Source organism: Vibrio sp. Isolate25 (assembly GCF_022398025.1).
In the GTDB taxonomy this organism is placed as follows: domain Bacteria; phylum Pseudomonadota; class Gammaproteobacteria; order Enterobacterales; family Vibrionaceae; genus Vibrio; species Vibrio coralliilyticus_A.
Genome location: NZ_JAKEUT010000001.1, coordinates 82872 through 96991, shown reverse-complemented (window position 1 = coordinate 96991; position 14120 = coordinate 82872). Strand labels below are relative to the sequence as shown.

Below are 14120 nucleotides of genomic sequence, written 5' to 3'. Positions count from 1 at the left end.
AGCCGTTGACGAGTGACTCACCAGTAAGATCACGGACTCATGAATCGGTTCCTGAGTCTGATCTACAGCAGTTGATCCGCGAAGGTATTCAACTGCTGCAATACGTTGCTCGTCACGGTGATCTCACCATTGATCCAGGGATTGCTGAAGGTATCTACCGCGCCAAATATAGGATCGATACTCGGCATTGGAGTGTTGAGGATGAAACCTTGCTGTTGCAATGTTATGACCGTTTAGCCAAGCAGGTCTACCCAGTGACGGTTGAGAGTATTAAAGCTGTCGTCCCTGACGCCAAAGATGGCAAGCTGGAATTACCAGGTGCGTCAAGAGTCATCACTTGGTATCGGCGCTACACGGTTTTCACGCTAATTTTCCTGTTGCTTGTTCAGATGTACTATTTGTTTGGTTACGCTCTAACACAAAACCTCCTGACCTCAGTAGGTGCTTCAGACACACTCGGTTCACCTATGCCACCCGATATGGAAGCCAACTACCAACTGCTTAGGAACTGGAACCACATCTGGCTAGGTGGACGCAATATTCCTTTGGATGCCGAGAGAACCGTCAATGAAGATTCACCAGTCGAGTACTCCGCAAATCTGATCGCCGCCCAATCCGTATTGCAAATGCTGCAAAACTACATTTTACCACTGATGTATGGCCTGCTTGGGGCGTTCATTTTCGTTCTACGTAGCTTGCTGCAACAAGTCCGAACCCTCACCTATACCGCAAGTCGTGAGGTAGGCTATCGACTAAGGCTCACGCTTGGCTGCCTAGCCGGAATGATCACTGGCTGGTTACTCAAGCCCGAGATGGGTGATATGACACTTTCCCCTATGGCGCTGGCCTTTATCGCCGGTTACAGCATCGAAGTGCTGTTTACTCTGCTTGATCGCCTGATTGATGGGATTCGTCGTCAGCCTGAGTCGCCTCCTGAATCTTCTTCAGCGGGTCGAGCGCCTGATTAGCCATTGCCGGGGCTTGTTCAACAAAGGTTTTCACCAATTTGGCCACCATCTCCAAAGATTCTTTCTGTAACGATTCCAGCCTATCCACGCCTTGCAGCACACTGATAACTTTCTGATAGACCTTGACCTTTTGCTTTACTTGCTCGGGTGTCATCTTCAGCTTTTGCAATTTGGGTTTGTACGCTTTCTTGACAATTTTGAGTGCATTAATCAAATCTGACATAACCTTCCTCGCTTTCGTGCCCTACTTTTAACTTATCACTCAACAAGCAATAAACACGGTCAAATAACCCAATTATTCAGCCAATTAGCCTGAGCGAACTCCTCCCTTTCACGTCATCATGGCGTGAAACCCGAAAAATAAGGATAGACAATGAAGAACCATTACCTCGGCTGGCTCGCCGCCTGTTTACTATTACTGACTGGTTGCACGCTACGCTTGGTCGCCCCCTACGATCTTCAAACCGTTCAGCAAGCACAAAGTATCGAGCGCGATATTGAATTCCTTTACCTCAGTCTGCAGGCACTACCGGAAAATGAGCGCCTCTATTCTAGATTCGCCGACCAATACCTCAAGATAGACGTCAACATTCGTGGGCTAGAACGCCGACAAGCAAGACGAGAGCAAAATCAAGAAACTTTAAAACAAGCGCAAACCTTAGTTCAGTTCTGGCAACAAGACATGAAAACACATCAACAAAAACACACCCTGTCAAACTTTCTCATCAAGCGTCGATTAGACCAATACCAGCGGCTTATTGATGCGTTAATCCGTGGTGAACTCGCCAAACAATAATTTTAAGGAACAGAAAATGACGGAAAACATAGACAGCATCATTGAACAGATCACCAGTCAAATTGAAGATTCACCGATTAAAAACCTGCTGGCCAGTGCACTGACAGTCACACTTGATAAACAGAAGTCCACGCTGGAAGAGCTGATTGCCGCAAGAAACAATGGCGACTTAACCGATGAAGAGTTTGAGTTAGAAATCACGCGTGAAAAACAAATCGCCGAGGCTGAAATGCTTACTTGGCAGATCAGTGCCAAGTCGGAAGTACAAAAGATCGTCAATAAAACATTTAGCGCACTGGTGAACACGCTAGTGTAACGGTTTCTGGCGGGAGAACTCTCGCCACTTTACTCATAAGGGGGAAGAATGGGCAAATACCGACGCCGTCGAGTCATATGGGTTCCTCGTGGCTACCGACTCAAATCCCGCTATCGCACACTAAGTCAGGCTTCGCAAGCAGAAGCACAACCGCAGGAAGCGTCCGTTTCTCCTACCGCAGAAGCGGCAAGCCCTCCATCAACTTCGCAGACAAGCCAGGAGGCTCTTTCAACAAGTGAGTCACTCGTACAAGAGGCGGACAAAGCCACGAGTAATGCCAACACTAAGCTCGCCGAATTTGATACCCACTTTAACCCGTATCAAAGTTATGTCCAAGATCTTGCCCGCTGCCTAACGAGTATGCCAAAAAGCGTGTTTAGCACTCACCCTCAAGAGGAAGCCGTGTGCACTGAAAAGGCCGACTCTGCCGAAGAGCAGGTGACCCCTGCAAAAAAGCCATGCGAGATCGAGCCCCCAGAATCTGGTGAAGAACCGATTAAGCTCAGACCAAAAATGGAATCCGAAGTCACCGCAGCATCGGCCAGTCACACTTCATCCATTGGCATTAACTGGTCTCAATCATCAAGCTATCAGGACGGTGCGACTTACACTTACCAATTTCACTTTAAGGCCAGCCCATCTTCAAAGAGTGAGCGTAAAGTCGCCGTAGACACTCAAAAGGAGAGTTCTTCTCAAGTAGATGAAAATAAAGATAAAGTGATATGTAATCCTGCCAATTCAAAGGGCAAAGAACAACCTCGTCAACCTCACCTTCGTAGGCTGACAGGCGTACGTTCCTGCATGCGAGCAACGGATCATCAATAACCCCAGAAGAGTGAACTATTGCACCAAGTATGCACGCCCTGAAAACCCTATTCTGCGGAGGTAACTACTCAACAGGAGAAACCAATGAGACAACTACTATTTCGCCTTTGCGAAGCTTCTGACGGACGCACTTTTGCTTTCTTAACAGATCAGCCAGATGTTGAAGACTTTTTTGATAGCGGCTACAAGGTGGCCTATAAGTACCGAGATGGACACAAAGGTAAACAACTATTGGCCCGCTGGCGAAGTTCATATTCTGTTAAATCACAACCTTACACTCAGGTCCCAGAACAAGACGAACTTCCAGAAGGGGTACAAAGTGCATTTGATACCATGATCTCCAGCTTGATCCCTGGTGTCGATGTTTTCTTCTGTGATTACAATTTAGCCATCGAAGCGGATCTGCCTATCTGTAACCAAGTGATGGATGCTTATCGTTCTACCGACTTCGTTCTCTTCTCATGTGAAGAACTAATTGGCAACGATCCAAATACTCAGCCATATATGGTCTCTTATGCAGCGCCACGCTACCCTGAATCAGGGAACACTGGCAGCCAACACCGAATCTACAGTAAAACCGATGGCTTTGCCTTTGCTCAAGCTGTGAATGCTATCGTTAACCAACGAGATCGTGATGCGCTGAATGGTGGCCATATCCGCTCAGAAGTCGATACCTACATTAGTGAACCCTCTGTGAAAGAGTCCGTTGCGGAGCAAGTGATTAATCGTTTTGTTGAAACACTGCCTCAGTTTAACAGCAACGTTAAAGCCCTTAGTGCCCCCACTGAATAATCCCAACTGGGAGGACTCTTAATGCGAGCAGACCAAATGTATTATGCGGCCTTCAGCGCCGCATTAATGGCCGGAGCAGAACCCGGCCTCGCCCAACGGCTGGCATACCAACTGGCTTATCTGGCGCTTTCTTCTCCGATCCATGAAGCACAGCCAGCACCTGAGGCATCACCGGAACTGCAAGAATGGTCAGAACACTCTCGAGCAGGGGGACCGATGTCGATGCGCCCTATTAACCCGTTAAGTCACGTTGACTGGCTCAATGGCGGGGCGCTCAATGAGCGAGGTTCAAAACTTGGGCAGCACGGAATCACTGGCCGATATCACTACTCTCATGAAGCGAGAGAAGTCAATCGCCCCCCCTCACCTGAGCAGAAATACGCTGGTAAGATTAACCGCGCTATCCTACTGGCCATGACAAATGCCGATAGCCTTGCCACCAGCAAGTTTGTGGCTGCGTTGTATCAATACCTCAAGTCAATCAACGCAAAAAAGGCAGAAGTTCAGCACAACTACTGGTTGCTGATGCACACGATTCGCTGTTTTTTGTTTGGCACTACATTTCAATGGCAACCAGAATATGCCAAAAGCACAGACGTAAGACAGCAGAGCAAGCCCATGTATCCAGTGATAAAAGCGCTATGGTCATGCTTTGAAGCGGGGATTGAAGAACCAGAACTTTCAGATATTTTGTCTGAGCAACTGAGTTATTTTTCACCATCTCAGCAAGTCCAATGTCTGTCGCTGGGCACCGCCTTTCGCCCTGATCTGTTGAATGATTACAACCTAGCCAATCATGCAAGCCAAAGCCGACTGTTCTTACATGAACTGGATGATGCCCAGCAATGGCTGGACAACGCGTGACCCCAACCTAACGCCAGCATCCCCTACTCTATGCTGGCTTATCCCGAGTTTCTACTCCCCCTGATTGATACCCTGACATCATAATGCATTCGGAGAAACTTTATGATTCAGCAATCCCTACTTAGCCACCTCGCTAGCCAGCACAATTTTAGTCGGGCAAACCAAGTCATCGCTATGTCTCAAGCCAAACCTTTTGTGCATTCGTGGTTAACTCTCGATCTTAGCCTCTCTTTGACGCAATCTTCAGACATGGATGACATCCATTTCGCGTCACCATATTTCGGTGGCGATGAGTACCTTAAGTTTGTGACCAAACCGAATACTGTGGAACCTTGTGACAAACGCTACGCGTCAAAGGCGGATCTGCATATCGTCACTCCGGGAAAAAACCTCTGGTTTGAGTTTCATGTTCTACATCAGGACGAACTGGCATCCAAAAAAGATCGCAATAAACTCTATGATGATGTCAAACGAGTCACCGCATTGCGTGACGCCTTACCCGGAGATGAAGTGATGTTGTTGGTCGGATTGTGGGGTAGTTTCAGTGGCGAAGACATTAGGCACTTCGAGCCACTTGATAACAATAGGCAGTGCGCTTATGTTCTCGATACCAGCTTAACGGGCAGCACCCAGATTGCGAGACTGAGTCAAATGAAAAAAGAGGGCGAACCTCGTTTTCTGCTCGCGGCTTTCTAACTAGATTTGCAGAGACAGCCACAAAAAAATCCGCCGTTAATGGCGGATTTTTGTTTCCTTAATCGACTAGGTTCTAGCTTTCAATTGACGATATAACTCCATCAGTGGATATCGCACTTGCACCAACATGATCGTTTGCAGATAGATACCCAGCAAATCTTCACAATTGGAAGATTTGAGTTTATACGGCACACAAGAATCCAACGCCGCCCACGGCCCGTTATTTTGGTCACCTACCGCTTCGTAATAAACATTAGAAGGGTTGTTACCATCTAAATTTGCATCAAGAGTGAAGCAGATATATGTCGTGTGAGCCCGGTTATTCTGGTTCAATACTCGTTGGTTCATACCTTGTTGTATCTGGCTATTAAAGCTCACCAGAATCTCTTTCGAGTTCACTGTTTCAATCACTCGAACATTATGGATATTAGTAGTACCAAACTTTTTGCTCTTAAGATAAACGGCTCGGCCTTTGATGTCGTTATACGCATTGGTATTGACAGTAAGCTTGACTAGCCCCAGAGGGAAATCCATATTCTTAAAGCAGTCCTTGCTGTCAAGTTGCAACCAAGTACTCAACAAAGCATCGTTAACCACTTTGAATTTGTCGTTTGGATTGACCTTTGTAGAGTTTGGTTTGAGTAGTATAGATAGTGCGGTGTTGACTTGAGAGAAAGTTAAAGGGTTAAGAATGCAGGCTTTGAGGTTAGATAGGTTCTTCATTAGCTTGTTGACATTACTTTGATCACAAGCCGATGTGAGCAGCAATCCTGAACCTGTAATCGCTAGGTCATAGTTGCCTTCTACTGCTTTATTGATGTAATCAATCACGTCACCGGTCGGCCCTTGCTCATTGACGGAAGCTGCAAAGTGATTCACTTTACCAAGCAGATCATATTTTACCTGCGGAATGATACCTCTTCGATGTGTACCGTTTTGCTGGTTGGGAATTTCTTGAATGGTTGCTGCGTTTCCAAGGGCTTTCAGGTTCGCTCGGTTGTTGTTCAAACCGGCAATGGCATAAAAAGCGGCGGCTGCCCGTTCCTTTCTCTTTGCCTCTTTATGTGGGCTGCCACTAACACCTAGCTCGATCTCACCAATCAGCAGCAAGTTTTCAAACAACATATAACGCCAACCAGGGATCTTAAACTCATTATTTTGGTCATCGCTCAAGACGGTGACTTCATCTTTGACTGAAATATAAGATTCAGGGTTGCCCATACGCGGTGTCGACAAGTCAACCACTTCCGACTTAAATCGGATATCTTCCGTATTACCGCCATGGGTGATCCTGAAGTCATACACTATAGCTAGACGATAGAGCAAGAAGCCAGGAATCGTATGGTTAACATAGATGGTTGGAGTACATTGTGCCTGATAACCTAACCCACTGATATTATCGGTCATCGTGTGTGAGACCGTATCAAGAGGGCCAAATTCAATTCTCTGGCTGTTATTATTAAACAAACGATGGTTGCGCATCTCCCATTCAGGCAAGTAACGCATGTCGCGACCGACTTGGTAACATCGGCTTTGGTTATTCTGATACGCCACGGTTATTGGCCCGACAAGCCCAGTCTCTTCTCTGACCACCTTTTCTATGATCCCCAATAACTCACCAGTTAACCAGTTGTTCATCGTGGTGTTCATGCCCACAGTGACATCATTTGGCCCTACACCCGCTCTCAGAGCTTGCGCAGCATCCTCAAGGACTTCAATCATTGCATCATGGACAGTATCCAACTCTGCGTTTGGATTAGCACCCGTCGCCCACTTGGTGTAGGTGGCCAAGTCAGGCATCACCTGAAAATCCCAATCACTCGTCGGGTGTCCACCAGTATTCAACTTGGTTAACGCAGCCCCGCCCTTTAAATAGTGGTAATAAATATTATTGGTGTTGAGCCCCGCTTTCGTACGCAGCGCTGCATCGGCCCTTAACGCCGCAGCTTCCGTGGGCACGGCAACAACTTCAAGAAACTTCTCGGTAATTTCACTATCGACACGACGCTTTATTTCACGCGCTTTTTGTTGAATGGCATTAATTGGCATCTTAGATTCCTATTTACTGAACTAAAGGTTGGAAGCGCGCCTTTACATGAAGTTTTTTGGCAAATCACAGCTCAAAAAGCTAAGCAGTAATGAAGACGCACGGCTTCCTCCACTCTAGCAACGCTATGGCTCCAATACTTTGGCGAACCGATGTGAAACCTAGGCGAACCAATGACGAGTTTTGTTGGTTTCATAAGTCAGCGAATCGCTTCCATTTCTCAACTCCGCATTACATCCCCCGAGAAGATCACAGCTAAGCCTGAGTGAATCCACCGGTAGATTCATATAGTTGAACCACTTCATGTGTGATTCGTCAGCACAACGTGCTGACGTTTTTGAAATTCCACGCCTTGGACGCTTCGTCCAGCCATTCAACCTAATTGGAGTGACAACAATGCCAACCAACACTAACCCGTTAAGACAGGGGGCTTCAGGCAGCTCAACTGAAAACGAGAGTGCCCCTCTCACAACCAGCCAACAACAAGCTATGGATGAGTATCTGTGGCAGCAACTCACAGAGTTAGAAAACATTAACTCTGAAGAACAGTAAGGAGCCCGTGATGACCATCAGAAATAGAGCATGCAAGCATTTGGCCTCAATCCTCAAAAGCCGAGGGGATTGGGAAAATGAGATGAGGAACATGAGCGTAGGCACGATACCTGAAAAAGTTCAGTACCGAGATTGGACGTATTTACTGCTCAATAGCGGCGACTTCGTGTACTTCCTATATCAGGACTTTCCGAGTGTTTTAGCTCATATGCAGACTGTGCTATCAGATTTATACGCTGACAAAAATGTGAGTACACACTCCTCCTTCTTGGATTCGCTTATCAACTCAAGCTCGAAAGAATCCGTTAAAAGCCTGAGTGGTGCTCAAGTCCACCTCGCCGAAGTAAGTACACAATGCCCCAGCCTTGTGTCCTCTCTTGTTTTAGAGAAATCCAATGCTGCCTCAATGGCTCGCGCTTTATATGCCGATCTCAAAGCTAGCTTCAATGGCATTAAAGCCGAGATATCTGAATATCCTAAAAAGCTCCCGAGAGATATCCTTGATACTAACCCCGCTTCGACAAACTATGCCGATTGGTTAATGCAGCTAATCAGCTCAGATTCCTTTAATCTGTTCTGCAACGAATACTCTCCGCAAACCATCACAGCGATGAACTTTTTGTGGCAGAAGATCAAATATGACACACATGATGTCACCAGCACTGCGGAAGCACCTTATGTGGTATGTAGCGGATTATTTGGCAGCGACACTCCCGCAAACAAAGATGATTTCGTTCAGTTCTTTGACAAGCAACTTGACGTCATCACCAAGAAGCTTGATTTCCCAACACCTGAAATCGAAAAACCAGAATCGATTCATTTTGTCTCAATTCCATTTGAGAAAATGCCACTCGCAGGCTTCCATTCGATAGACACACTCATTACTCAAGTCAACCCAATGCTTGATTTGATTAAGGCAACTCAACGGCAAACCAGTGAAGAGCCATGGCTTCAATGGTTCAAAAAACAAATCACCGGCATACCTACCACTTTGCGTGAAAATGCTCGTAGTATTTTATGGTTTACGCTTGGTCAAATCGCCAGTAGAGGTGGAACCGCATTAGGGCTCCATTTCGGCGGAAACTTGCTGACTCCGTTAACCGCAACCGTTGATTTCAATACGTATATGGCCAAACAACTGCTTCTTTACGATCTCAAACAACATGGTAAAGAGACATTAAAACTTAAGAATGACGATCCCGTCATGGCATCCATTATCTTAGCCATCGACAATATTGATTGGGCAGCGGTGCGTTATTCATTCAAAGTTACACCATTTGGATTGCTGATTTCTGCTTACAGCGGATTTAAATGGGTGGCAAGAAAAACCGGAATGAGTGATGGCGATAAAACTCAAGCACAAAAGCTGCTTGAGGTTGCCGACCTGATTCACGACAGTAACCACCATAATGACCACCAGGTGCGTTTAGCACTGATGACCATTTTTCACTTAGTCGAACAAAAGCCACACAAGTTTGTCGAGGTCATGACGTGTCGAACCGATGCAGCCATCAGCACTATAGCAGATAAGCTGAGAGCTTAGCTTGATGGCAGCCCAAACCTAACAGGCTGCTTATAAAGTAAAAAACCCATAGAGCTTTATCTCTATGGGTTTTCTCTAAAACCAACCATCAACCATTAGCCGGAATAACATATTGAACTGATAAAGCGTTAAAAAGCTTAACCAAATGATGAACACTAAGTCTAATATTCTCATGCACTTTCCTACCTTTCGAGTTTAAATCCAAACTCTACAGGGTATTCTCAAGTCATTCCCAGCTTAACCGAGGCATCTTTTTGGCTTTGGCATTAAGTCATGCTTTACCTAGCTTTTTAGGTGTGGGCTGGATTCCCCCTTTTTGTCACAGCTTCTGCCATAGAATAGTGCTCGCCTTTTTGATGAAAGGTTTTGAATGGTTCTGGACCTTGTTCACTGTCATAAATCAAGTCGAGATCTTCTATATTTTCAACAACTAACCCAATATCATTTTCTAAAAGTGAAATAATATTTGAATATTGTACTTCGTTGTCAGGGAAAATAGGTATACAGGCTTTCGCCAAGGCTCGATATATATACCCTTCATTCTTCATTGACGGTATGCATGAATCAATACTTGTAAATATACATATAATATTTCTTTCTCTATTAGCTCTTATAGCCATGAATTGGTCATATGGAACTACTCGACGATAAGGTTCATCTTGCTTTCTATTTATCAAAAAAAACGATACCAGCATGAAGCTTCCGGCACCCACTAACACTGCAGGGCCAACAAAAGCAACAAGGATTAAACAAATTGCGCTTCCCACAAAACCAATAATTTTAACTACGTTAGGAACCCAAAGTGGCTCTCCTAAGCTCTGGTGCACAACAATACCTTTTTTGGATAAAATGTAATCAAACCGATCATCCGTTGCAAAGCTTATATATGTAGCCAACCAGCCTATAGAGAGTCCGACTAAAGTAGAAATAGCAAGCCCTTCCATGTTTTTCCACATCTCTATATTTGCAACTAAGCCAATACCGATTAGAAGTGCAGAAATTAATAGAATAGAAAAGAACCACCACTTTTTCCTAAGCCATCTGTCTTTTTCATCTAAGTTAAAACTGGTCCAAGAAAAAACCTGAGTACTATTCTCTATATCTTCTATCTGTTTTTTTTGTAACTCTGAGAATTCTTCTAACGTTATATAAAAAGGTAAATGCGCCAACTTCTCACCCTCGGGTTTGTATTATTCTACTATCGCCATTCAAAAGTGACTGGTATTGTTTTGACAAATTAGCATCAAACTCTGCAGTATATGTGCTCTTTTCATTAAGAGCATTTTGGTAAACATACTCAGTATTTGACACTAGATCTCCAGATACCAAGTTTCGACCTAAATATTCTACTTTTAATGTCACATACTTGCTAGTAGGCTCTGAAGAAGTTGACATTATTGAACTGTATTCAATATGTTCCGTATTATTGTCGACCTTCAGCCACTCTTCTGTTTCATGAGAAGCTGAAACTCTAAGAGCATCAATATTAATTGTGTTAGGTATACGTAATGTTATTTTAAGTGCTATCTGATGCGAAATCACTGTAGGATAGCTTGAATTTCCACTTTCGACAGATAGGATTGGTTCTTGCGTAATAACTGGCTGTCTTATTAATTTGTCTAGCTCTGCAAGAGCTTCACGCGCTAGTTTCGAATTTTCCTCTACAGATGCTTCGAGTTCTTGAGAGGTACTCCATCTGTTCCTCGTTGAAGAATACCCCCAAGGAAGGTTAGACAACCATCTTTGATAGTCATCTTTCTTTTCACGCTCTAGTAGAATTGTCGTAGCAACATAAGCAATAGCTGCTACTGCCAAAATAGCAGTTGCAAATAGTCCTGCTGTAAGAGACAAGGATAACATTCCTGAATAGCCAACAGTCTGAAGGCCTAGAACTACACTTGAGGACACTAGAGAGGTACCTTGTATAAGCAATAAGTTCTTTTCGACACTGGATTTGGCACTAGTGTAGCGATTGTAAACTCTATAACCTTCAATTGAGGTAGCTAATAAACCTAGCAAGGCAGTTCCTGCCAGCCATTTGTTATACAAACTAAGTTGCTTTAATTGTGCAGTATCTACACCTATCTCAATCTGCCTAGATGTAAGGGTCTTTAAAGAGTATCTGCGTAAGGTCTCATTACCCAATTGAGACGACCAAACTTGGCTTGTTCTAATACCGACAGCTGCAGAAAGCGAGTACATCCCTGTTTGAATAATTGCCAGGTACTCATCTGTCTGAACAAAATCATCCTCAAATGCATCATCTAGGGCGTCATGAAATGAGATAAGGTTGAACAACAAACCGATAAAACCGAGCCCGCCTACCGACTTATAGTAATCTCCGAGCCTATCAATTTTTCCCTTGAGAATATCCAGACGCACGTTCGCCATCGCAGATGCAAAATCTTTCGGTAGAACAATCTTTTGTGGGTATTCCAGCATGCTGGCTCTAAGCACTTTTTTAGCGTTGGTGTACTTTTCCCGAGCCGCTTTGAAAGCACTCTTGGACACTGATTTATCATTACGATTAAACGCATCCACCATCGCTTTAGATTCTTTTAAAGTTGCCTCATTACGTTTGATCTTATCTCGCCACTCGACAAATTTCGTTGAATAGTCATCTGGCACTTCCAGCCCCATCTTGAGAGCAAGGCGTTCAGCCATGGCCATTCGCATGTACGTTGTATTCGCAGTGGCAGTCGGGGCAACTGCAGATAAAACCAGTACGGATGACTGAGCGATGAAGCTGGCACTCGTTTTTGGCGCAGCAAGTGACAGCGCTTCAACAAATTCGTGGATAAGCAGGTGAATATTCTTGGCTCCGTCACTGAGAGGTTTAAGCAGTTCGCTGCCATAAACATCTTCGTTGGTGAGAAAATCCACCAGCTTGCTGTAAATACCTGTAGCGCTTCCCCAATTTGAAGCTGCCGACGCAAATTTGTCCTGAATGCTGGGTTCTGTTTGTTGCTGCGCTGAAGCCGTAGCAGCATCATCAATACTCATTGGAATCGCAGAGCCTAGAATGTTGAAAAGTTCTCGACTGAAACCGCTCGTATTGAGCGGAATGATCGTCGTCGGTTTACTGAACTCTGCCGCGATAAATGCTTGATCCTCCTCATGTTGGATAAAAGTGACGGCCTCGACTATTTGCATGTGATAGTGCAGTAACTCTTCCTGAGTTTCCCTATCCCATAAGTCCATTAACCACTCAATACGGCGCGGAGACAATTTCTCTAACGTCTTTCGAAAATCTTCCCTCACCTTTGTTACAGGTTCGAATAATTCCTCGCGCTTGTTGGTCAACTCTTCCATTTCAGAGAACATACGCTGCCAGTCGAGCATTTTTCTCCATTTATCCGTCGCCGCCCATGTCTCGTAACTTTTTAATCGGGTAGGTGAAACACAGTATTTTTCTTGGAAATACGCTTCTCTAGACTCCATTGTTGAGGACATGTTTGAGCCATATAGCTTGTTAAGTTCTTTGTTAACTTCATTAAACTGCCCAGGATAAGCTTCATTTCGCTTCGCCATGTCCACAAGACTTCGACTAGAATAATAGCTTGAGAGATCTTTATAGAACTCAAGCTCCTGGCCTCTGCGTTTGACGATAGATGGCATATCAAGATCATCTTTTGAACCGAACATACAAAGTTGCATAGCAGTTTGCATCAAGGCCCACTGGCTAGTGTATTGCTCTTCGAATAATCGGTATGGCGAAGCAACCCCAACAAAATACGCTGAGACATCACGCCCTTCAGCCAAATAGTCGTCAATTGCCATGATGCACGCAGCTTCGTCAGGAGGTAATGTACTTTTTATCTCCGCAGCGGATGCCACAGGTTTCACTTCTAGATCTGGATACTCACTATCTAGCGAAGTGAGGACACTGCTGTTAGCAAAGCGATGATCATTAATCACACTATCTTCTATATCCGCCACTTGAGATAACAGTTCAATATCACCAACATCAGAGGCCTCTGGCAGCTTTAGTGCCCGAGTCGACATAAACTGGCCATTTTTCGTTTCGCCAGCACGAACTCTTTCATAGCTTTCCCAGCTCCAGCGGTGCTTTGAAAACACACATGATATGGCGGTTTTTGTCGGGTAGGTAATGTAGGGCTTGGCTTCTTGTGCCTGACCACGACTCTCTTTGCCTAGTTCAGGGTCTTCACTTTCACTCATCAGATACTGAGTAAAATTCACCCCTTGAACCTCGTATTCGTCGAGCTCTTTAGTCATGTGGTCATAAACATATAACCAACCGTCTCTTAGCTGCCTCAGCGTATAGCCTAAACCTGAATCTGAACTGTATTTTGTTGAACCTTTACCCTTCCAGCCCTCAGGCAGCCCATATGGTTTGGTTGCGGGCTCTGCCTCTGGATCGTCGATTTCGTCGATGGCGTAACGCACAGGAACAATATTGATCGTCTCCCCTTCTACCTCTTTTTTCTTCAGGTTGAGCTTTTCTGCGGGCACGTCTTGTTCAGGTGGCTCAATTTTTTCAGTTCCACCTTCCCAGAACATGCTGTGCTCAGGCGGAGAACCTGCCAAATCATCCGAGGGGATATCAGATTTCTGGTTCAATGACGCCAATGTGCCATCTTGGTCGTACGCCGAAACAGCGTCATCATGACTAAAAGGTTGATTATTCCAAAACATGGATGTCTTAGGGGGAAGGGGGTTATGGTTACTCATGCTTACACCAGACGAAGAAAATATCG

Annotated in this window: 13 protein-coding genes; 9 read left to right on the top strand and 4 right to left on the bottom strand. The window is 45.0% G+C overall.

What is annotated here, in order from left to right:
• Nucleotides 1-5 precede the first annotated feature (5 nt).
• Nucleotides 6-968, top strand: a complete 963-nt coding sequence (locus tag L1D15_RS00475; RefSeq protein WP_239835630.1) for a hypothetical protein — start codon at nt 6-8, stop codon at nt 966-968.
• Here L1D15_RS00475 and L1D15_RS00470 read toward each other — a convergent pair.
• Nucleotides 880-1191: a hypothetical protein gene (locus L1D15_RS00470; RefSeq protein ID WP_239874301.1), complete on the bottom strand. Its 312-nt coding sequence runs from the start codon at nt 1189-1191 to the stop codon at nt 880-882. The two genes, L1D15_RS00475 and L1D15_RS00470, sit on opposite strands and share 89 nt — an antisense overlap.
• A gap of 150 nt (nt 1192-1341) precedes the next feature.
• Between L1D15_RS00470 and L1D15_RS00465 the strand changes: the two genes are divergently transcribed.
• The 6 genes from L1D15_RS00465 to L1D15_RS00440 all read left to right on the top strand — a co-directional run bounded on the left by L1D15_RS00465 (nt 1342) and on the right by L1D15_RS00440 (nt 5257).
• A complete protein-coding gene (locus tag L1D15_RS00465; protein ID WP_239874300.1) occupies nt 1342-1764 on the top strand; it encodes a hypothetical protein in 423 nt (140 codons plus the stop codon).
• A 16-nt stretch (nt 1765-1780) separates the two neighbouring features.
• Complete coding sequence (locus tag L1D15_RS00460; protein WP_239835633.1) at nt 1781-2080, top strand: hypothetical protein; 300 nt, start codon at nt 1781-1783, stop codon at nt 2078-2080.
• 48 nt (nt 2081-2128) lie between these two features.
• A complete protein-coding gene (locus L1D15_RS00455) occupies nt 2129-2905 on the top strand; it encodes a hypothetical protein (RefSeq protein WP_239874299.1) in 777 nt (258 codons plus the stop codon).
• Between the two features lie 84 nt (nt 2906-2989).
• The gene (locus L1D15_RS00450; protein ID WP_239835635.1) at nt 2990-3697 is read left to right on the top strand and encodes a hypothetical protein; all 708 of its coding nucleotides are present in this window, start codon (nt 2990-2992) and stop codon (nt 3695-3697) included.
• Nucleotides 3698-3718: 21 nt separating this feature from the next.
• The gene (locus L1D15_RS00445; RefSeq protein WP_239874298.1) at nt 3719-4561 is read left to right on the top strand and encodes a hypothetical protein; all 843 of its coding nucleotides are present in this window, start codon (nt 3719-3721) and stop codon (nt 4559-4561) included.
• 102 nt (nt 4562-4663) lie between these two features.
• On the top strand, nt 4664-5257 hold the full coding sequence (locus L1D15_RS00440; protein WP_239874297.1) for a hypothetical protein: 594 nt from the start codon (nt 4664-4666) through the stop codon (nt 5255-5257).
• A 66-nt stretch (nt 5258-5323) separates the two neighbouring features.
• Here the strand turns inward: L1D15_RS00440 and L1D15_RS00435 are convergent, their stop codons facing one another.
• Complete coding sequence (locus tag L1D15_RS00435; RefSeq protein ID WP_239874296.1) at nt 5324-7306, bottom strand: hypothetical protein; 1983 nt, start codon at nt 7304-7306, stop codon at nt 5324-5326.
• Nucleotides 7307-7607: 301 nt separating this feature from the next.
• On the opposite strand from L1D15_RS00435, the gene L1D15_RS00430 reads away from it, so the two are divergent.
• Both L1D15_RS00430 and L1D15_RS00425 read left to right on the top strand, forming a co-directional pair.
• On the top strand, nt 7608-7856 hold the full coding sequence (locus L1D15_RS00430) for a hypothetical protein (RefSeq protein WP_239874295.1): 249 nt from the start codon (nt 7608-7610) through the stop codon (nt 7854-7856).
• Nucleotides 7857-7866: 10 nt separating this feature from the next.
• Nucleotides 7867-9399, top strand: a complete 1533-nt coding sequence (locus L1D15_RS00425; protein WP_239874294.1) for a hypothetical protein — start codon at nt 7867-7869, stop codon at nt 9397-9399.
• Nucleotides 9400-9689: 290 nt separating this feature from the next.
• On the opposite strand, the gene L1D15_RS00420 is transcribed toward L1D15_RS00425, so the two are convergent.
• A complete protein-coding gene (locus tag L1D15_RS00420) occupies nt 9690-10568 on the bottom strand; it encodes a hypothetical protein (protein ID WP_239874293.1) in 879 nt (292 codons plus the stop codon).
• Nucleotides 10569-10572: 4 nt separating this feature from the next.
• Complete coding sequence (locus L1D15_RS00415; RefSeq protein ID WP_239874292.1) at nt 10573-14094, bottom strand: toxin VasX; 3522 nt, start codon at nt 14092-14094, stop codon at nt 10573-10575.
• Nucleotides 14095-14120: the final 26 nt, after the last annotated feature.

Excerpts from the sequence above, each read along its gene's own strand:
- L1D15_RS00470 (WP_239874301.1), bottom strand. The coding sequence starts at position 1,191 with ATGTCAGATTTGATTAATGCACTCAAAATTGTCAAGAAAGCGTACAAA.
- L1D15_RS00430 (WP_239874295.1), top strand. The coding sequence starts at position 7,608 with ATGTGTGATTCGTCAGCACAACGTGCTGACGTTTTTGAAATTCCACGC.
- L1D15_RS00455 (WP_239874299.1), top strand. The coding sequence starts at position 2,129 with ATGGGCAAATACCGACGCCGTCGAGTCATATGGGTTCCTCGTGGCTAC.
- L1D15_RS00440 (WP_239874297.1), top strand. The coding sequence starts at position 4,664 with ATGATTCAGCAATCCCTACTTAGCCACCTCGCTAGCCAGCACAATTTT.
- L1D15_RS00450 (WP_239835635.1), top strand. The coding sequence starts at position 2,990 with ATGAGACAACTACTATTTCGCCTTTGCGAAGCTTCTGACGGACGCACT.
- L1D15_RS00425 (WP_239874294.1), top strand. The coding sequence starts at position 7,867 with ATGACCATCAGAAATAGAGCATGCAAGCATTTGGCCTCAATCCTCAAA.
- L1D15_RS00460 (WP_239835633.1), top strand. The coding sequence starts at position 1,781 with ATGACGGAAAACATAGACAGCATCATTGAACAGATCACCAGTCAAATT.
- L1D15_RS00415 (WP_239874292.1), bottom strand. The coding sequence starts at position 14,094 with ATGAGTAACCATAACCCCCTTCCCCCTAAGACATCCATGTTTTGGAAT.
- L1D15_RS00435 (WP_239874296.1), bottom strand. The coding sequence starts at position 7,306 with ATGCCAATTAATGCCATTCAACAAAAAGCGCGTGAAATAAAGCGTCGT.
- L1D15_RS00445 (WP_239874298.1), top strand. The coding sequence starts at position 3,719 with ATGCGAGCAGACCAAATGTATTATGCGGCCTTCAGCGCCGCATTAATG.
- L1D15_RS00465 (WP_239874300.1), top strand. The coding sequence starts at position 1,342 with ATGAAGAACCATTACCTCGGCTGGCTCGCCGCCTGTTTACTATTACTG.